Raw genomic sequence first — 18,640 nt, forward strand, 5'->3', positions numbered from 1 at the left:
CTCACCTGCTCACGGGAGAGCAGGGCGCGGACGCGAATTGTCGATACCTTGACACCATGGAGGAGCCCAGCAGCAGATCTGTCGACCCGGCGCGGAGCAGCGGCACCGCGCGCCGTGGCGGGCTGCCGGCGGGCAGCGAGGTCGGTGGCTACCGCATCCTCGCGCGGCTCGGCGCCGGCGCGATGGGGGCGGTCTACGAGGCCGAGGACGGCGGCGGGAACCTCGTCGCGATGAAGTTCCTGCACGCGCACCTCGACGTCGACGCCCAGGGCCGCGACCGCCTGCGCCGCGAGGCCGTCGCGCTCCAGCGGCTGCGGCACCCCGCCGTCGCGCAGATCCTCGACGTCGAGCTCGACGGCTCGGACGCCTTCATCGTGACCGAGCTCGTCGACGGCCCCAACCTCGAGGAGGAGATCGCGACGGGCGGCCCGCTCGACGCACGCGACCTGTTCGAGCTCGCGGACCAGCTCGCCGAGGCCCTCGAGGCGGTCCACAGCGCGGGCGTGGTGCACCGCGACCTCAAGCCGAGCAACGTCCTGGTGACCCAGAACGGCCCGGTCCTCATCGACTTCGGGATCGCGCACGGGCTCGACGAGGCCCGCGCGACCTCGACCGGCCTGGTCATGGGCACGCCCGGGTACCTCGCCCCCGAGCTGCTCGAAGGGGCGGCGCCGAGCGCGAACAGCGACTGGTGGGGATGGTCGGCCGTGCTCGCCTTCGCCGCAACGGGCCGCCCGCCGTTCGGCATGCGTCCGGTCGAGGCGGTCCTGGCGCGCGCACGGACGGGCGAGGCGGACCTCGCGGGACTGGGGCCCCGCACTGCGGCCGCGCTCGCGGCGGCGCTCCGGGCAGATCCGGCGCAGCGCCTGGGGCCGTCGGAGGTCGCGGAGGTCCTGCGGCGTGCCGCGGACGAGGGCGACGGCCCGACGGCGCCCCCCGCCACGGGAGCGACCGCGATCGTCCCGCCCACCTTCAGCGGGCAGGGGGTCGGCGCCGGAGGCGCCGTGGCGGCGACCCTCGCCGCCGCGGCCACCGTGGCGCTCCCCGCGTCGGCCGTCGACGTCATGCCGACCAGCGTGGTGTCGGCGACCCGTTCGGCGGTCCCGGTCCCCGGCGCTCCCTCGATCCCGCCGCTCGCCGCGACCCAGGTCATCGCCAACGACGGCCGGACCGTCGCGATGCCCGCAGTCCCGCCGGGTGCGCCCGCGCCTGCGCCGCCTCCCTCGGTGGCCCCACGCGTCTCCCCGGTGCAGCTCCAGGGCCCCGTTCCTGCCGCAGCTCCGGGACGCGCCCCGGTCCCTCCGCCCGGACACGGTGCGGCCCCGTCCGTGCCGACGCCCTACCCGCCGCAGCCGGGCCCGCCTGCCGGCCCACCCGCCGCGGCCCCCGGGCATGACCCGCTGTTCGACGCCTTCGGCCAGCCCGTCACGGAACCGCCCGGCAGCTCCTACGCGCGCCCGTCCCACCGGCAGCGGTCCGGGACCCTGCTCGCGCTCGGGCTCCCGCTCATGCTCCTCGCCGGGCGCAGCCCCGGGGTCGCGTTCGTGCTCCTGTGCCTGCTCGTGGTCGCCGCCCGTGTCGTGGGCGTGGCCGCCGACTCGTTCCACGCGCACCGCGAGCGCAAGGGCGTCCAGCGCAGCGACGGCGTCCGGGTCGCGGTCGCCGTCCCCTGGTACGCGCTGCGGGCGGCCGTCGGAGCACTGCCGTCGCTCCTCGTCGCGCTGTGCGGCGGGCTGCTCGTCGCGGTCGGGGCGTGGTGGCTGCTCGCGCCCGGGATGGTCGTCCTCGCGCCCCAGCAGACGGTCGAGGCGCGGTCGGCAGGAGGCATGAACGAGGACTGGGTCTTCACCGTGGTGCTGTGCCTCGCGATGGCGGTGGCGGTGCTCCTCGCCTGGTTCGGCCCGCTCTCCGCGCTGACGCGGTTCGGGGCGCGCACGACCCTCGTGCACGTCGCACCGGGACGGGTGGGGGCGATCGTCCTCGTCGTGGTGGGGCTCGCGTTCGCGGCCATCGTGCTCTTCTCGCTCGGGAACGGGGCTCCCGTCGAGTGGGCGCCGTTCCCGGGTCCACCCCCGAGCATTTGATCCTGCAGCCTCACCGGAAACTCCCAGGCTGTCCGAGTACCCTGATCCCGTGACCAGGACGTCCGCACCGGGCGCACCACACGGTGCGTCGCCCGGATCGCCCCCGAACGAGACCGCGCCACGCGCTGCGGTCCGTACGGTCGTGCGCGCCCGGTCCGTCCACCGGACCTCCGCGGAGGCCTCGGTCCGCCGGTTCTCGACCGTGACCTCGCTCGTCGTCGCCGGGTTCCTGCTCGTCGTCGGAACCCTGTCCCTCCTCGCGGACCGCGGCTTCAGCGTCGTCCACCAGTGCCTGCCCGCCCCGGGAGGCTGGGGCGTCGCCGGTATCCACCTGGCCCTCCTGCGAGAGACCGCCGAGTGCCCGGCCGGGACCGCCGCCCTGGGGGGAGACCCCACGCGGGTCGTCACGGTCGTCGGGGTGCTGGCCCTGCCCGTGCTGCTCGCGCACCTCGCGCTCCTGGTCGCGGGCTGCGGCCTCGCCGCCGTCGCGCTGCGCGTCCGTGACCGGCTCGTGGGCGTCCTGCGCCCCCGGAACCTCGCCGTGCTGCTGCCCCGCCCGCTCGCCCCTGTCGCCGACGCGTGCCGCCAGGTCGTCCGCTCGGCCACCAAGGTCCTGCACCATCTGGCGCTCGCCGCGGTGCGGTCGCTGCGGGGGCCACCGGTGGCTCTCGCGGCCGCCTGACGACTCGCCACCCGACTCGTCACCGCCGCGCGACCGGTGCCACCCGCACCCCGGCGCGCGCGGCACGGCCGCCTTCACGCGACCTGCGCGGCCCCTTCCGGGACACCGCGCCCCGAACGACTTCCAAGGACTCTCATGTCGACGAACGAATCCCGTCAGACCAAGGCCGACCGCCGCGACGCGGCCCGAGCCGAGGCCCTCGCGCTGCGCGAGGCACAGGCCAAGCGCGACAAGCGCAACCGAGCGATCACGATCGGCGCCCTCGTGGGCGGCCTCGCGGTCCTCATCGGCGCCTTCCTCTGGGTGTTCATCCCCGCGATGAACCAGAAGGAGGCTCGCGTCACCGAGCCGCTCACCGGAGTCACCGCGCCCGGCACGGCGAGCGACACGGCCGGCATCTCCATCGGGGCGGACGGTGTGGCCGGCACCAGCACCGACGGCGCGGTCGACGTCGGCGTGTACTTCGACTACATGTGCCCCATCTGCGGGCAGTTCGAGGAGATCAACGGCGCCTCGCTCGACCAGCTGCGCGAGGCCGGCGACGTGAACGTCGTGCTGCACCCCGTGGCGATCCTCGACCGCATGGCGAACGCCCAGCAGTTCTCGACGCGCTCGGCCGCTGCCGCCGCCTACATCGCCGAGCACGCTCCCGAGCAGCTCAACGCGTTCAACTCGGCGATGTTCGTCAACCAGCCCGAGGAGAACAAGGAGACGCTGACCGACCAGCAGATCGCCGAGATCGCCAAGAGCGTGGGCGTCCCGGCCGACGTGGCCGACAAGATCGCCGCGGGCGACGCGGTCGACCAGTTCGGCGACTGGGTCGAGGGCGCGACGAACCTGGCGACCCAGAACCCGGACCTCGCCAACCCGCAGAGCGGTGGGTTCGGCACGCCGACCATCACGATCAACGGTGAGCGCTGGGACGGGAACTGGAGCGACCCGACCGCTCTCTCCGCTGCGGTCGAGGCGGCCAAGGGCTGACCCCCTTCCGGTGCCGAGCATGCGGTTGCCGTCGTTCCCGGGCTGGGAACGGACGCCGACCGCATGCTCGGCGCACGCCGACCGCATGCTCGTGCCGCGGCGGCCCCCGGCGATGCCCGGTCGAGGGACGTCCATCGGATGCACCGGACGTCCACGGCACGCCCGGCACCCGGTAGGCTGTTCGCGCACCTCAGGGTGCCGCTGCCCTCGGGTGGCGTGCCGCCTTAGCTCAGCTGGTAGAGCACTCGCCTTGTAAGCGAAAGGTCGTCGGTTCGAACCCGACAGGCGGCTCCGTCAGGAACGACGAAGGCCGGTGTCCCGCAGCTCGAGCTCGCGGGACACCGGCCTTCGTCGTCGCAGCACCAGGGGTGCTCGTGCCTCAGGGACGCCGGCACCCTGCAGGCGCCCGGGCCTTGTGCCCGGCTCGCTACTGCGACTGCACGGGCGTCAGCACGGGCACCTTGGGCTCTCGCAGGTCGCCCGAGGACTGCCCGCGGAGCCGCCGCGTCGCCCACGGGTACACGTGCACCCGCACCCACTCGGCGTTCTGCCGGGCGCGGTCGAGGAGCGGGACGGGCGGCAGGGGCGACAGCGGGTCGTCCCACGCGGCGTCGTCGGGCGCCTGGCCCAGGCCCACGAGCGCGGCCTGCGCGACGCGCCGGTGCCCGTCCGGGGTCAGGTGGATGCGGTCCTCGGACCACATGCGCCAGTCGTGGAGCGACGCCATGCCCCACAGGTCCAGGACGTGCGCGCCGTGACGGCGCGCGATCGACCAGATGTGGGTGTTGTAGACGCCCACGCGGCCGCGCGTGAGGCCCACGAGGGGCGACCCCGACGTGTCGAAGCCCGTGCCCAGGAGGACGTCGATGCCCTCGGCGCGCAGCCGGGCGACCGCGTGCTCGAGGTTGCGGGCCAGGCGGTCGACGTCGGCCGCGGGACGCAGGATGTCGTTGCCGCCGCCGATGAGGCTCACCAGGTCCGGCTTGAGCGCGATCGCGGCCGGCACCTGCTCGGTCAGGATCGAGCGCAGGAGCCGGCCGCGGATCGCGAGGTTGGCGTACTGGAGCGGGGCCCGGCCTGCGGCGCTGCGTCGCGTCGACAGGTGCCCTGCGAGGAGGTCGGCCCAGCCGCGCTGGCGGTCCGGGTCGTTCGGGTAGGGGTCCCAGAGTCCTTCCGTGAACGAGTCGCCGATCGCGACGTAGCTGGCCCAACGGGGCGTGTTCTCATCGTCCGGGTGCGAGGTGGTCACCGGTCCATTGTGTGACAACGGGGGCCGTGCGTCGCGTGACCTTCCGGCCCGACGGCACGACCCGGCCCGGCCCGACGCCGTGCCTCAGGCCGCTGGCAGCGTCCAGTCGACGGGGGCCGCACCCTGGGCGACGAGCAGCTCGTCGACGCGCGAGAACGGCCGGGACCCGAAGAACCCCCGCTGGGCGGACAGCGGGCTGGGGTGCGCGCTCTCGACCACGGGCGTGCTGCCCAGGAGCGGCTTGAGCGTCGCGGCGTCGCGTCCCCAGAGGATCGCGACGAGCGGGCGGTCGCGGGCCACGAGCGCGCGGATCGCGGCCTCGGTGATGGCCTCCCAGCCCTTGCGGCGGTGCGACCCGGCGTCGCCGTCGCCGACCGTCAGGACCCTGTTGAGCAGCATGACGCCCTGGTCGCTCCACGCGGACAGGTCGCCGTGCACGGGCGTCGGTGTCCCGAGGTCGGTCGCCATCTCGGCGTAGATGTTCTGGAGCGAGCGTGGCACGGGGCGCACGTGCGGCTGGACGGAGAACGACAGGCCCATGGCGTGGCCGGGTGTGGGGTAGGGGTCCTGGCCCACGATCAGGACGCGTACGTCGGCGAGCGGGCGCTGGAAGGCCCGCAGGATGTCCGACGGCGCAGGCTGGTACGGGCGTCCGGCCGCGGTCTCCGCGCGGAGGAAGTCGCCCACGGCGCGCAGCTGCGGCTCGACGGGAGCGAGGGCGGCCGCCCAGTCGGGGGCCATGATCTCGTCGAGCGGTCGTTGCGGGACGGTGGCCGAGGAACGGTCGAGGGAGTCGGCGGAGGCGGGCGTCGCGGAGCTGTTCACGCGGCGAGAGTACGCGAGCCGCTGAATGACACCCTTGTCGTTCGCGCGTAGGCTGGAGACGCCCAGGTCCCCACCGTTCGTCGGTGCCGGACGTCCCGACGAGTGAGGAACTGCCCATGAGCGAAGCGTTCGCCGAGACCGAGCACCTCGTCGCACCGTCCCTGGACAGCACGGGGCCGGACGAGCAGCAGGGTTCTGGACTCTCGGAACGCGACCAGCAGATCCTCGCTTTCGAGCGTCAGTGGTGGAAGTACGCGGGCGCCAAGGAGCAGGCTGTCCGCGAGCTCTTCGACATGACGGCGACCCGCTACTACCAGGCGCTCAACGCCCTCATCGACTCCCCTGAGGCACTGGCCCACGACCCCATGCTCGTCAAGCGTCTGCGCCGGATGCGGTCCACGCGTCAGCGCGCCCGCTCAGCTCGCCGGCTCGGCGACGTTTAATCTGCCGGGCGAGACGGGCTACCCTGTCGGCGTGAGCAAGAGCGATTACCCCTACGCGCCCGACGAGTTCGACGTCCCCGCGCCCGAGGGCGCGCCCGTCGGGGTGTACCGCGCTCCGCGCAGCAGGTGGAGCAAGACCTGGCCGTTCCTGCTCGTCGCCGGGATCTTCGCTGTCGTCGGGATCGGCGGCGTCTACGCGGTCTCCGGAGGTTTCGGCGGAACGACGCCCGAGGCCGAGGCCAAGCCCCCGGCAGCGTCGGCTCCCGCCGAGGAGCCCGCGACCGAGGAGACCCCGGTCGAGGAGGAGCCCTCGACCGAGGAGACGCCGGTCGAGGAGGAGTCGCCCGCGGACCCCGCGACCGACATCACCGCCCTGCTGGCAGCAGCCGACAAGGGAGCGTTCGTCCGCGTCCTCAACGACAAGGGCCCCGAAGGGGAGTCTCGTGTCGGCAAGGCAGCCCTGGACGCCAAGGGGTTCACCAAGGTCGAGTTCGCGGCCTACCCCGGTGACTCGGGCGTCACGGTCAACTCGATCTGGTACGCCGCGGACCGCAAGGAGACGGCGATGGCCGTCGCCGCTGTCCTGGGTGTCCCGGCCGAGCAGGTCAAGCAGGTGGACGTCCGCGAGGGCGACGTCCTGGTGATCGTGAAGTCCGCGCTGACCGTCGCCCCCTGACCTGCCGCGTGCGGGTCTGCGGCGGCTTCTCGTCGGCTGACGGACCGCAGCGCTCAGGGTCCCGTCCGTCGCCGCCCCCTTCCTGAACGTCCTCGGCGTGCACGGCGTCGCGCGTACCGGTGACGGCACGCACCCCGCGGGCTAGGCTCGGAGGCACCGAGGGCGGTGGTCGTCCTCGGGCGACCGCGGCAGGTCCGCGCCGGCACACGAGGAGACGTCCATGGCCCAGGGCACCGTCAAGTGGTTCAACGCCGAGAAGGGCTTCGGCTTCATCACCCCCGACTCGGGCGGCCAGGACCTCTTCGTCCACTTCAGCGCGATCCAGAACGACGGATACCGCACCCTCGACGAGGGGCAGGCCGTCGAGTACGAGCCAGGACAGGGCCAGAAGGGCCCCCAGGCAGAACAGGTGCGCCCGCTCTGAACGCCGTGACCCCGGCGCGTCACCTGACCGAGGTGGACGTCGTCGTCGTCGGATCCGGGCCCAACGGCCTCGCCGCGGCGGTGACGTGCGCCAGGGCCGGGCTGTCCGTGCGGGTCCTCGAGGCACAACCCACGATCGGGGGCGGGTCGCGGACCCTGGACCTGGGGCTGGCCGAGGGCTTGGTCCACGACATCTGCTCCGCGGTGCACCCCATGGCGTGGGCGTCGCCGTTCTTCCAGGCGTTCGACCTGCCCTCGCGCGGCGTCGAGCTGCTCGTCCCGGAGGTCTCGTACGCCCAGCCGCTCCCGGGGGGCCGTGCGGGGATCGCCTACCGCGACCTCGACCGGACGGTCGACGGGCTGGGGGTCGACGGCGCCGCGTGGCGTTCGCTCGTCGGCTCGCTGTCCCGCAACACGGGCCATGCGGTCGCGACCGCTCTGGGCGACAAGCGGAGCATCCCGGCGGGGCTCCTCCCGCGCGGGGTACCGACCGCGGCCCGGTTCGGGCTCGGCGTCCTCGAGCAGGGCACCCGGGCCTGGGACCGACGCTTCGTCGGGGACGTCGCCCCCGCACTCTTCACGGGCGTCGCAGCGCACGGGATCGCGCCCATGCCCTCGCTGGCCTCGGCCGGGGTGGCGATGCTGCTCGCGTCGCTCGCGCACACCGAGGGCGGCTGGCCCGTCCCGCGCGGCGGCTCGGGGGCGATCGTGACCGCGCTGGTCGCGGACCTCGAGGCGCACGGGGGTGAGGTCGTGACGGACCACCCGGTGCGCTCGGAGTCGGACCTCCCGCCCGCCCGGGCCGTCATCTTCGACACGACTCCCCGCACCGTGGTCGAGGTGTTCGGTTCCCGTCTCACGGGACGCGCGGCCAGAGCGCTCACGGCGTTCCCCTACGGCAACGCGGCCGCCAAGGTCGACTTCGTGCTGCGAGGCCCCGTGCCGTGGCAGAACGCCGAGGTCGGGCGTGCCGGGACGGTCCACGTGGGTGGCACACGGGCCGAGATGGCCGCCGCGGAGGCCGCGGTCGCGCAGGGGCAGCACGCCGAGCGGCCCATGGTCCTCGTGAGCGACCCGAGCCTCGTCGACGAGACGCGTCGGGTCGGTGACCTGCGACCCCTGTGGTCGTACGCGCACGTCCCGGCCGGCTCCACGCTCGACGTCACCGAGGCGATCACCGCCCAGATCGAGCGCTTCGCACCGGGCTTCCGCGACGTCGTCGTGACCTCGCGGTGCGTGCCCGCCGCGCGCATGAGCGAGCACAACGCCAACTACGTGGGCGGGGACATCGCGGCGGGGGCCGTCAGCATGTGGCGCGTCCTGGCACGCCCGAGCGCGCGTCTCGACCCGTACGCGACCGGCCTCGACGGGGTCTACCTCTGCTCGGCGTCGACCCCACCGGGACCCGGTGTCCACGGGCTCGGCGGGTGGTACGCGGCCCAGCGCGTGCTGCGGCGGGAGTTCGACGTCCCGCACCTGCCCGCGCTGGCTCCCTGACGGCTGCCCGACCTCGGACCGCGCGAGGAAGGCACGAGGGCCCCACGAGGGAGCTCCTGCGTCCGGACCCGCAGGGAGCCGGGTCTCGGGTGGTTCAGGCCCAGACCCAGGCCCAGGCTCAGGGGGCTGGGGCCTCCGCCTCGGCCGCTGCCTCGATGCGCCGTTCCTCGAGCTCGACCAGGGTCAGCACCACGAGCGACGAGCTCCACGTGAGCGGCGCGACCGCCGCGGGCGAGCCGTCCGCGAGGACCTTCTCGGGGATCGCGCCGGACTCCGTCCGGTGCGTGCCGAGCCAGTCGAGCCAGCTCTCGGCGGCCTCCTCCTCGCCGATCGAGGCGCCGGCGAGGGCGAACAGCGCGGTCTGGGGCGTCCAGGAGACGCCGTCGGTGCGCCACCCGGCCCCCGGAGCCACGCCCCCGGCGGGCCGGAGCATCGACATGACCGAGGACCGCCAGGCGTCCTCGGCCCCGCTGAGCGCCGTGGGCTGGAACGGGGGGAGCGCGAACGTCGTCGCGGCGTCCTGCGCCCCGCCCGACACGGCGCGCGGGTAGCCCTGCGAGCCGAACCGGTCCTCGATCGCGGACCGCAGGCGCATCGCGGCGCTCGCCGCGTCGGCCGCACGGTCCCACTGCTCGCCGTCGCGGTAGAAGGCCATGGCACCCTCGAGCCCGGCGAGCAGGGGGGCGGCGGTCCCGAGGGTCAGGTCCGTCGGGTGCACCTCCCAGTAGTCGCTCGACGGCGGCGGCAGGTCCGTGTCGTCGTCGAGCAGCGCGAGCACGTGCTCGGTCGAGGCGTCGACGAGCGGGGCGAGGCGCTCACGGGCGTCGTCCCGCTCGCCCGGGGCGTCGATCTCGTCGAGCACGGTCCAGGCCGCCCACAGGGCCCACCCGTTGCCGTCCGACTGGAGCCCGCGGTCGTCGGGGACCCCCGAGGCGTCGGGGAGGTAGCGGGCGTGGAACGAGCCGTCGGGCTCCTGGACCGAGCGCAGGAAGTCGAGCACGCGCAGCGCGTCGTCGACGTGGCCGGTCCGCGCGTACGCGGCCGCGGTGAACGACGAGTCGCGCGGCCACACGTAGCGCCAGCGAGGGGACGCCGCGGCGAGCGAGGCGCCGTTCTCGAGAGTCAGGGCGTGCAGGTCGAGCAGGGCGTCCTCGCCGAGCTCCTCGAAGCGGGTGCCGGCGCCCGGGACGCGGCCGTCGGCGAGCCATGCCCGGGACGCGGCAGCGGCGCGCTCGGCGCCTGCGACGTCGAGCAGGGACCCGGCGGTCACGGGGGAGCCCGCGACCTGGCTGAGCCGGTCCACCTCGCCGTCGGCCGCGTCGATCCCGTCCGTGAGCCAGGGGGGGTCGAGGGCCGCCGGGTCGAGGACCCTGCTGCCGTCGAGGTAGGTGGCGCCCATGCCCGCGGGGAGCCGCAGGAGGACGCCCGGGCCTGCGGTCGCGACGCCGTCCTGGTACAGGTCGATCTGGACGTCGGTCGGCTGCGGGGACGGAGTGGCCCCGGCCGTCACGAGCACCACGACGGGGGCGATCGCCGCTCCGAGCACCGCCAGTCGCCACCTCTTTGTCGCGAAACTCACACTGGGCATCCTAGGGCGAGCCGGACGTGCGTCGTTCCGCTGGGGGCGATAGGGGCCGTCCGGTCTTGCACTCGCACCGGCAGAGTGCCAATAATGGCGTTAGCACTCTCGTCATGAGAGTGACAGTTTTCTCTGGTCGTCAGGTGAGGCCCGCGAGTCGGCGTGACAGGAACGTCGTCGTGCGCGAGCCGTCCGTCGCGGGCGCCGACCGACCGTCACACGCCACCAGCGGAGGATCAATCCCCATGGCAAAGATCATCGCCTTCAACGAGGAGGCACGTCGCGGGATGGAGCGCGGGCTCAACGTCCTCGCCGACACCGTGAAGGTCACGCTCGGCCCCAAGGGTCGCAACGTCGTCCTCGACAAGAAGTGGGGCGCGCCCACCATCACCAACGATGGTGTGAGCATCGCCAAGGAGATCGAGCTCGACGACCCGTACGAGAAGATCGGTGCGGAGCTCGTCAAGGAGGTCGCCAAGAAGACCGACGACGTCGCGGGTGACGGCACCACCACCGCGACCGTGCTCGCCCAGGCGCTCGTGCGCGAGGGCCTGCGCAACGTCGCGGCCGGGTCCAACCCGATCGCCCTCAAGCGCGGTATCGAGAAGGCTGTCGAGGCCGTGACGGCCCAGCTGCTCGTCGCCGCCAAGGACATCGAGACCAAGGAAGAGATCGCTGCCACGGCCGCGATCTCGGCCGGTGACCCCGCGATCGGCGAGCTCATCGCCGAGGCCCTCGACAAGGTGGGCAAGGAAGGCGTCATCACCGTCGAGGAGTCGAACACGTTCGGCCTCGAGCTCGAGCTCACCGAGGGCATGCGCTTCGACAAGGGCTTCCTGGCCCGCTACTTCGAGACCGACCCCGAGCGTCAGGAAGCGGTCCTCGAGGACCCGTACGTCCTGATCGTCGAGTCGAAGATCTCGAACGTCAAGGACCTGCTGCCGCTGCTCGACCAGGTCATGAAGGCCGGCCGCAGCCTCCTCATCATCGCCGAGGACGTCGAGGGCGAGGCCCTGGCCACCCTCGTGCTGAACAAGATCCGTGGCACGTTCAAGTCCGTCGCCGTCAAGGCTCCGGGCTTCGGCGACCGCCGCAAGGCCATGCTGCAGGACATCGCGATCCTCACCGGTGGCCAGGTCATCTCCGAGACGGTCGGCCTCAAGCTGGAGACCGCGACCCTCGACCTGCTCGGCCAGGCTCGCAAGGTCGTCGTCACCAAGGACGAGACCACGATCGTCGAGGGTGCCGGCGACGCCGACCTCATCGCGGGTCGCGTGAACCAGATCCGTTCCGAGATCGAGAAGTCGGACTCCGACTACGACCGCGAGAAGCTCCAGGAGCGCCTCGCCAAGCTCGCCGGTGGTGTCGCTGTCATCAAGGCCGGCGCCGCGACCGAGGTGGAGCTCAAGGAGCGCAAGCACCGCATCGAGGACGCCGTCCGCAACGCGAAGGCTGCCGTCGAGGAGGGCATCGTCGCCGGTGGTGGCGTGGCCCTCATCCAGGCCGGTGCCGTCGCGTTCGACACCGCTGCGATCACCGACCTGGTCGGCGACGAGGCGACCGGTGCGCAGATCGTGCGCGCCGCGATCGACGCCCCGCTCAAGCAGATCGCGGTCAACGCTGGTCTCGAGGGTGGCGTCGTGGCCGAGAAGGTCCGCAACCTCCCCTCGGGCCACGGCCTGAACGCCGCGACCGGCGTCTACGAGGACCTGCTCGCCGCAGGCGTCAACGACCCGGTCAAGGTCACGCGCTCCGCGCTGCAGAACGCTGCGTCCATCGCAGCGCTCTTCCTCACGACCGAGGCGGTCGTCGCGGACAAGCCGGAGAAGAACCAGCCGATGCCGGGTGGCGACGGCGGCATGGGCGGCATGGACTTCTGATCGGTCCGTCCGCGCCGCGGGGCTCGTAGAGCCCGCGCAGCCGACACGAAGGGCCGTCCGGCCAGGGAGACCTGGCCGGGCGGCCCTTCGTCGTTCCCGTGACCCGATCGTGACCCGGGAAACGGAGCGTTAACACCGCGGGCAGCGCCGGCGAAACACCGTCTCCCTAGCGTCTACACCAGTGGGCACAGCGTTGTATACGCCCCTCGTGGACGGCCGGGAAGCGGTCGCCCGAGGGCGCCCACCGACCGCACGACGGACCGCTCGGCACCGAGCGCTCCGGTCCTGTCGACCTTCGGTGAAAGGAACCTCGGTGGCCACCTCACGAGCAACCGCACGCGCTCTGCCCGCTGCAACCCTCGTCCTCGCGCTCGTCCTCTCCGGGTGCGGCGCCCGGACCGACGCGAGCGGGGGGAGCGCCTCGTCCGCGGCGGCCAGCTGCGTCGACGTCTCGGGCGACAGCGTCAAGATCGGACTCCTCAACTCGCTCTCCGGGACCATGGCGATCTCCGAGCAGACGGTCCACGACTCGCTCCGGCTCGCGGTCGCGGAGATCAACGCCGACGGCGGCGTGCTCGGCAAGCAGCTCGAGGTCGTGGCCGAGGACGGCGCGTCCGAGCCCACGACCTTCGCCGAGAAGGCCGAGAAGCTCATCACGGACGACTGCACCGCGGCGGTCTTCGGCGGCTGGACCTCGGCCTCGCGCAAGGCCATGCTCCCGGTCTTCGAGAACAACGACGCGCTGCTCTTCTACCCCGTGCAGTACGAGGGCCTGGAGTCCTCCCCGAACATCTTCTACACGGGCGCCACGACCAACCAGCAGATCGTGCCGGCCCTCGACTACCTCAAGGAGCAGGGGGCGACGTCGGTCTTCCTCGTGGGCTCCGACTACGTGTTCCCGCGCACCGCGAACAAGATCATCAACGCCTACGCCGAGGCCAACGGCATCGAGGTCCTCGGCGAGGAGTACGCGCCGCTGGGCCACACCGACTTCTCGACGATCGTCAACAAGGTCAAGGCCGCCGGCGCCGACGCCGTGTTCAACACGCTCAACGGCGACTCCAACGTGGCGTTCTTCAAGGAGTACAAGAACGCGGGCCTGGGCCCGGACGCCATGCCGGTCGTGTCGGTCTCGATCGCCGAGGAGGAGGTCGGGGGCATCGGCATCGAGAACGTCGAGGGCCAGCTCACGGCCTGGAACTACTACCAGACCATCGACAGCCCCGAGAACACCACGTTCGTCGAGGCCTTCAAGGCCGAGTACGGCGACGACCGGGTCACGTCCGACCCCATGGAGGCCGCGTACGCCTCGGTCTACCTCTGGAAGGGCATGGTCGAGAAGGCGAAGTCCTTCGCGGTCGGCGACATCCAGGAGGCCGCCGGCGGCGTGACCTTCGACGCCCCCGAGGGGACGGTCACGGTCGACGGCGAGAACCACCACATCGCCAAGACGGCGCTCATCGGCAAGATCGGCCCCGACGGGCTGATCCACACCGAGTGGAGCTCGGGCGAGCCCATCGAGCCCGACCCGTTCCTCACGGGCTACGACTGGGCCGAAGGCCTGTCCTGACCTGACCCCGCACCCGGTGGGCCCGACGGCGGAACGCACGCTCCGCCGTCGGGCCCGCCGGGGGCGCGGTGCCCCCGTCCCGCACGCACCCCACCGGAAGGCTGACCGCCCATGGACGTGCTGTTCCCACAGCTCTTCGCCGGGCTGAGCCTCGGCTCGGTCCTGCTCCTGGCCGCACTCGGCCTCGCCCTGACCTTCGGGCAGATGGGCGTCATCAACATGGCCCACGGCGAGCTCATGATGGCCGGCGCCTACACGGCGTTCGTCGTCCAGGGCATCGTCTCGGACGCGGGACTGTCGCTCCTCGTGTCGCTGCCGGTCGGCTTCCTGGTCGGCGGGCTCCTGGGACTCCTCCTCGAGGTGACCCTGATCTCGCGCATGTACCGGCGCCCGCTCGACACCCTCCTCGTGACGTGGGGGGTCGCGCTCGTGCTGCAGCAGGTCGCGCGCGACGTGTTCGGCGCGCCCAACGTGGACGTCCGCGCCCCGTCCTGGCTGAGCGGCGCCGTCGAGATCTTCGGCGTCGGGGTGCCCAGGACGCGCGTGTTCATCCTCGTGCTCGCGCTCGTCTGCGTGGGCGTCCTGGCGCTGGTCCTGCGGACGACGCCCCTGGGGCGCCGCATCCGCGCCGTGGTGCAGAACCGCGACCTCGCCGAGGCCTCGGGCATCTCGACGCGCCGCACCGACCGCCTGACGTTCTTCATCGGCTCGGGCGTCGCGGGGGTCGCGGGCGTCGCGCTCACGCTGCTCGGCTCGATCGGCCCGACGCTCGGCACCAACTACATCGTCGACGCGTTCCTCGTGGTCGTCGCGGGCGGGATCGGCCAGATCAAGGGCACCGTGATCGCCGCGTTCGGCCTCGGGATCCTCCAGGCGACCTTCGAGTACTCGACCACGGCGAGCGTCGCCAAGGTCCTCGTGTTCGTCGTGATCGTCCTCTTCCTCCAGGTCCGCCCCCAAGGACTGGTCACCGTCCGGACGAGGAGCCTCGCATGACCTTCCTCCAGCGTCTTCTCACCACCCCCCGCAGCCGGGTCCTCCTGGGCTTCGCGCTCGCCGCGGTCCTGCTGTTCGCGGTCGCCCCGGCGACCATGTCCACGTTCCGGCTCAACCTGCTCGCCAAGTTCCTGTGCCTCGCGATGGTCGCGGTCGGGATCGGTCTCGCCTGGGGCCGGGGCGGGATGCTGACGCTCGGCCAGGGAGTCTTCTTCGGTCTCGGCGCATACATCATGGCCATGCACCTCAAGCTGGCCGACGCGGGGCCGGGCGGGGTGCCCGACTTCATGATGCTCTACGGGTCGGGCGTCGTCCCGGCCTGGTGGGAGCCGCTGCGCAACCCCGTGCTCGCGGTGCTCCTGGTCGTGCTCGTCCCCACGGCTCTCGCGGTGGTGCTGGGGCTCGCGATGTTCCGTCGGCGCGTGCGGGGGGCGTACTTCGCGATCCTCAGCCAGGCGCTCGCAGCCGCGTTCGCGATCCTCCTGGTGGGGCAGCAGGCGACGACGGGCGGGACCAACGGTCTCAACGGCTTCCGGTCGTTCTTCGGGTTCGACCTGACGGACCCGGTCAACAAGCGCATGCTCTTCTTCATCGCCGCGGGCACGCTGCTCGTGATGGTGGCCGTGGTCCGTCAGCTCATGCTCTCGCGGTTCGGCGAGCTCCTCGTGGCGGTGCGCGACCAGGAGAACCGGGTGCGCTTCCTGGGGTACGACCCCGCGACGATCAAGGTCGTCGCGTACGCGGCCGCCGCGGCCATGGCCGGGATCGGCGGGGCGCTGTTCGTGCCGGTCGTCGGGATCGTCTCGCCCGCCGACGTGGGCGTCGTGCCCTCGATCGGGTTCCTCATCGGCGTCGCGATCGGCGGTCGGGCCACGCTCCTGGGCCCGGTCCTGGGCGCGGTGGCGGTGAGCTGGGCGCAGACCTCGCTCTCCGAGCAGTTCCCGTCGGGCTGGATCTACTTCCAGGGCGCGCTGTTCGTCCTGGTCGTCGCGTTCCTGCCGGGCGGTCTCGCGTCGCTCGTCTCGCGGTGGGCCCGACGCCGGAGCGCGTCGCCCGCACCCGGTGCGCCGCCCGCGGGGCTCGCCCCGGAAGAAGCACCCGTCGTCGGGAGGCCGGCATGACGCAGGAGGAGAACATGGAGACGACCGAGGGTCCGGCCCCGGTGGGCATCGACCTGGCCGCGGCCGACGCGGTCCTGGGGGCCGACGACGAGCGCTTCCGTCACGACTACCTCGAGGTCCGGGGCCTGCACGTCGAGTTCGACGGGTTCGTCGCGGTCCAGAGCGTCGACCTCACGGTCGTCCAGGGCGAGCTGCGCTTCCTCATCGGTCCCAACGGTGCGGGCAAGACGACGATCGTCGACGCGATCACGGGGCTCACGCGGGCGAGCGGGTCGGTGCGCTTCGGCGGGACCGAGCTGCTCGGGCGCAAGACGCACAAGATCGCGCGCGCCGGCGTGGGACGCACGTTCCAGACCGCGAGCGTGTTCGAGGAGCTCACGGTCCTGCAGAACCTCGACATCGCCGCGGGGGCCGGCCGGGGGCCGCTCACGCTGCTGCGGCAGCGCCGGGGCGTGCCCGAGCCGGTCGAGCAGGCCCTCGAGACGATCGGCCTCGCGCACCTGCGCGACACCCGCGCGGGCGTCCTCGCGCACGGGCAGAAGCAGTGGCTCGAGATCGGGATGCTCCTGGTCCAGGACGCGCGCCTCCTGCTGCTCGACGAGCCGGTCGCGGGCATGAGCCAGGCCGAGCGCGAGCAGACGGGGCTGCTGCTCCAGCGGGTCGGCGAGCAGCGCACGGTCGTCGTCGTGGAGCACGACATGGAGTTCCTGCGGAGCTTCGCGTCGTCGGTCACGGTGCTGCACATGGGGTCGGTGCTCTCGGAGGGGACCTACGCGCAGGTCCAGGCGGACCCGCGTGTGCAGGAGGTCTACCTCGGTGCGGCGGGGGCCGCACGCGGGGCCCGACGGCGCCGCTCGCCCGGGGCCGGGACCTCGCCCGGTGCGGAGGCTCCCTCGGGCGGGCCGGCTCGCCCGGGCGAGCCGGCCGCGCCTCTCCGGGCGCCTGCCGACGCGATGCCCGCCAACCCCGACGAGCCGTCGCCGAACGAGGCCCCCGCGCCTCCGGGCGCCCCGGCCGTCCACGACCCCTCTGCTGCGGCCGACCGCACGGCCGTCGCACCGACGACGAAGGAGGGCTGATGCTCGAGATCACCGACCTGCACGTCGGCTACGGACGCACCGAGGTGCTGCACGGGGTGGACCTGAGCGTGCCCCCGGACGGGGTGGCCGCGGTCCTGGGGCACAACGGGGCGGGCAAGACCACGCTGCTGCGTGCCGTCGTCGGGCTGCTGAAGGTGCGCACGGGGACCGTGTCCTTCGACGGGACGGACATCACGCGCCTGCCCACGTTCGAGCGGGTCCGTCGCGGGCTCGCCTACGTGCCCCAGGGGCAGCAGGCGTTCGGCGACCTCACGGCCAAGGAGAACCTCCAGCTCGTCGCCGACACCCGGCGCGACGGGGCCCGGCGCACCGACGAGGCGCTCGACCTCTTCCCCGCGCTGCGGGGGCTGCTCGACCGCCGGGCCGGGCTGCTGTCCGGCGGTCAGCGGCAGCAGCTCGCGATCGCGCGTGCCCTGGTGACCGCGCCGCGGCTGCTGATCCTCGACGAGCCGACCGAGGGGATCCAGCCCTCGGTCGTGACCGAGATCGAGGACGCGATCCTCTCGCTCACCGAGGCCGGCGGGCTCTCGGTGCTGCTCGTCGAGCAGCACGTGGGCTTCGCGCTCGGGGCCGCGGAACGCTTCGTGGTCCTCGAGTCCGGCCGGGTGAGCGCCGAGGGCGAGGGCGGCGCGAGCGCCGAGGCCGACGTGCGCGCGATGATGGCAGTGTGATGACGGGTCGGGCGCTGCCTGCACGACCCGACGGCGGAGGGAAGTGGGCCAGATGAGTGGGACGACCGAGGCGGCGGAGGTCGCGCCGACCTCCCTGCGAGAAGCGGTCTACGCGGCCCTGCGGACCGAGATCCTCAACGGGCGCGTCGGGCCGCGCGAGCGGCTCACCGAGCCCAAGCTCAGCAAGCGGTTCGAGGTCTCGCGCACGCCCGTGCGCGAGGCGCTGAGCCGGCTGCTGTCCGACGGCCTGGTCGAGCGGACGGACTTCGGCTACGCCGTGGTGCTGCCGAGCCTCCAGGACCTGCGCGACCTCTACGAGCTGCGGGTCACGCTCGAGCTGCGCGGGGTGTCGAGGATCATCGAGAACGCCGACCTCGCGTACGACCTCCCGGCGGTCCGTGCCGAGCTCGACCGGTGGTACGAGATCCGCAAGGACGTCCCGCCGCCGGACCCGGGCTTCGTGATGCTCGACGAGCAGTTCCACACCGCGCTGTCCCGTGCGGCCGGCAACCAGCGGCTGACCGACGCCCTCGTGGTGGTCAACGAGAAGGTGCGGGCCGTGCGCATGTACGACTTCATCGAGCACGAGCGCATCCAGGTCACGGTCGACGAGCACATCGAGATCATGGAGCTCGTCCTGGCCGACGACCTGCTCGCGGCCAGGACGGCGCTGCACAAGCACGTCGGCGAGTCGCTCGAGGTCGTCATGGAGCGGGCCAGCGGGGCCATGTCCCGCATGGCGCTCGCGGGCTGAGCGGCCGCGGCCGGTCCGGACGGGTCCTGCCCGACCGGACCGGCCGTCTCGTAACACGCGCTTAACGGCGTGACCGACCCTGCGAAACAGCCGCTTCCTAGCGTGTGAG

17 protein-coding genes and 1 tRNA gene are annotated in these 18,640 nt (G+C 72.9%); 15 read left to right on the forward strand and 3 right to left on the reverse strand.

The window, feature by feature from the left end:
- Window positions 1-56 precede the first annotated feature (56 nt).
- The 4 genes from ACFWGN_RS20405 to ACFWGN_RS20420 all read left to right on the forward strand — a co-directional run bounded on the left by ACFWGN_RS20405 (window position 57) and on the right by ACFWGN_RS20420 (window position 4,038).
- Window positions 57-2,084: a protein kinase gene (locus tag ACFWGN_RS20405; RefSeq protein ID WP_377619480.1), complete on the forward strand. Its 2,028-nt coding sequence runs from the start codon at window positions 57-59 to the stop codon at window positions 2,082-2,084.
- A gap of 49 nt (window positions 2,085-2,133) precedes the next feature.
- The gene (locus ACFWGN_RS20410) at window positions 2,134-2,766 is read left to right on the forward strand and encodes a hypothetical protein (RefSeq protein ID WP_377619482.1); all 633 of its coding nucleotides are present in this window, start codon (window positions 2,134-2,136) and stop codon (window positions 2,764-2,766) included.
- A 135-nt stretch (window positions 2,767-2,901) separates the two neighbouring features.
- Window positions 2,902-3,747 (forward strand): DsbA family protein, encoded by an 846-nt coding sequence (locus ACFWGN_RS20415; protein WP_191802026.1) that lies wholly within the window; start codon window positions 2,902-2,904, stop codon window positions 3,745-3,747.
- A 218-nt stretch (window positions 3,748-3,965) separates the two neighbouring features.
- Window positions 3,966-4,038: transfer RNA gene (locus ACFWGN_RS20420), tRNA-Thr, on the forward strand.
- A gap of 136 nt (window positions 4,039-4,174) precedes the next feature.
- Here ACFWGN_RS20420 and ACFWGN_RS20425 read toward each other — a convergent pair.
- Window positions 4,175-4,996: an SGNH/GDSL hydrolase family protein gene (locus tag ACFWGN_RS20425; RefSeq protein ID WP_318244412.1), complete on the reverse strand. Its 822-nt coding sequence runs from the start codon at window positions 4,994-4,996 to the stop codon at window positions 4,175-4,177.
- Between the two features lie 84 nt (window positions 4,997-5,080).
- Window positions 5,081-5,821 (reverse strand): uracil-DNA glycosylase, encoded by a 741-nt coding sequence (locus tag ACFWGN_RS20430; RefSeq protein ID WP_377619484.1) that lies wholly within the window; start codon window positions 5,819-5,821, stop codon window positions 5,081-5,083.
- Window positions 5,822-5,937: 116 nt separating this feature from the next.
- Here ACFWGN_RS20430 and ACFWGN_RS20435 point away from each other — a divergent pair, with 116 nt between their 5' ends.
- From ACFWGN_RS20435 to ACFWGN_RS20450, 4 genes are all read left to right on the forward strand, one after another.
- A complete protein-coding gene (locus ACFWGN_RS20435; protein WP_225220085.1) occupies window positions 5,938-6,264 on the forward strand; it encodes a DUF3263 domain-containing protein in 327 nt (108 codons plus the stop codon).
- A 31-nt stretch (window positions 6,265-6,295) separates the two neighbouring features.
- Window positions 6,296-6,940, forward strand: a complete 645-nt coding sequence (locus tag ACFWGN_RS20440; RefSeq protein WP_191802024.1) for a LytR C-terminal domain-containing protein — start codon at window positions 6,296-6,298, stop codon at window positions 6,938-6,940.
- Window positions 6,941-7,160: 220 nt separating this feature from the next.
- The gene (locus ACFWGN_RS20445; protein ID WP_056645298.1) at window positions 7,161-7,364 is read left to right on the forward strand and encodes a cold-shock protein; all 204 of its coding nucleotides are present in this window, start codon (window positions 7,161-7,163) and stop codon (window positions 7,362-7,364) included.
- Window positions 7,365-7,369: 5 nt separating this feature from the next.
- Window positions 7,370-8,860 carry a phytoene desaturase family protein gene (locus ACFWGN_RS20450; protein ID WP_377619487.1) on the forward strand — a complete coding sequence of 497 codons (1,491 nt, stop codon included), beginning with the start codon at window positions 7,370-7,372 and terminating at the stop codon, window positions 8,858-8,860.
- Between the two features lie 118 nt (window positions 8,861-8,978).
- On the opposite strand, the gene ACFWGN_RS20455 is transcribed toward ACFWGN_RS20450, so the two are convergent.
- Entirely contained in the window at window positions 8,979-10,448 is a 1,470-nt protein-coding gene (locus ACFWGN_RS20455) for a glycoside hydrolase family 15 (RefSeq protein ID WP_377619489.1), read from the reverse strand.
- A 236-nt stretch (window positions 10,449-10,684) separates the two neighbouring features.
- On the opposite strand from ACFWGN_RS20455, the gene groL reads away from it, so the two are divergent.
- The 7 genes from groL to ACFWGN_RS20490 all read left to right on the forward strand — a co-directional run bounded on the left by groL (window position 10,685) and on the right by ACFWGN_RS20490 (window position 18,531).
- Window positions 10,685-12,319, forward strand: a complete 1,635-nt coding sequence (gene groL / locus ACFWGN_RS20460; protein ID WP_377619491.1) for a chaperonin GroEL — start codon at window positions 10,685-10,687, stop codon at window positions 12,317-12,319.
- 313 nt (window positions 12,320-12,632) lie between these two features.
- Window positions 12,633-13,889 (forward strand): urea ABC transporter substrate-binding protein, encoded by a 1,257-nt coding sequence (urtA, locus tag ACFWGN_RS20465; RefSeq protein WP_377619494.1) that lies wholly within the window; start codon window positions 12,633-12,635, stop codon window positions 13,887-13,889.
- Window positions 13,890-14,000: 111 nt separating this feature from the next.
- Window positions 14,001-14,885, forward strand: a complete 885-nt coding sequence (gene urtB / locus ACFWGN_RS20470; protein ID WP_377619495.1) for an urea ABC transporter permease subunit UrtB — start codon at window positions 14,001-14,003, stop codon at window positions 14,883-14,885.
- Entirely contained in the window at window positions 14,882-16,006 is a 1,125-nt protein-coding gene (gene urtC / locus ACFWGN_RS20475; RefSeq protein ID WP_377619496.1) for an urea ABC transporter permease subunit UrtC, read from the forward strand. The genes urtB and urtC overlap by 4 nt, the downstream gene beginning before the upstream one ends.
- Window positions 16,003-17,085, forward strand: a complete 1,083-nt coding sequence (urtD, locus tag ACFWGN_RS20480; protein WP_377619498.1) for an urea ABC transporter ATP-binding protein UrtD — start codon at window positions 16,003-16,005, stop codon at window positions 17,083-17,085. The genes urtC and urtD overlap by 4 nt, the downstream gene beginning before the upstream one ends.
- A complete protein-coding gene (gene urtE / locus ACFWGN_RS20485; RefSeq protein WP_191802013.1) occupies window positions 17,085-17,777 on the forward strand; it encodes an urea ABC transporter ATP-binding subunit UrtE in 693 nt (230 codons plus the stop codon). Before urtD ends, urtE begins: the two co-directional genes overlap by 1 nt.
- Before the next feature lie 52 nt (window positions 17,778-17,829).
- A complete protein-coding gene (locus ACFWGN_RS20490) occupies window positions 17,830-18,531 on the forward strand; it encodes a GntR family transcriptional regulator (RefSeq protein ID WP_377619499.1) in 702 nt (233 codons plus the stop codon).
- Window positions 18,532-18,640 lie beyond the last annotated feature (109 nt).

This window comes from Oerskovia sp. NPDC060338, from assembly GCF_042726295.1.
Taxonomy (GTDB): Bacteria; Actinomycetota; Actinomycetes; order Actinomycetales; family Cellulomonadaceae; genus Oerskovia; species Oerskovia merdavium.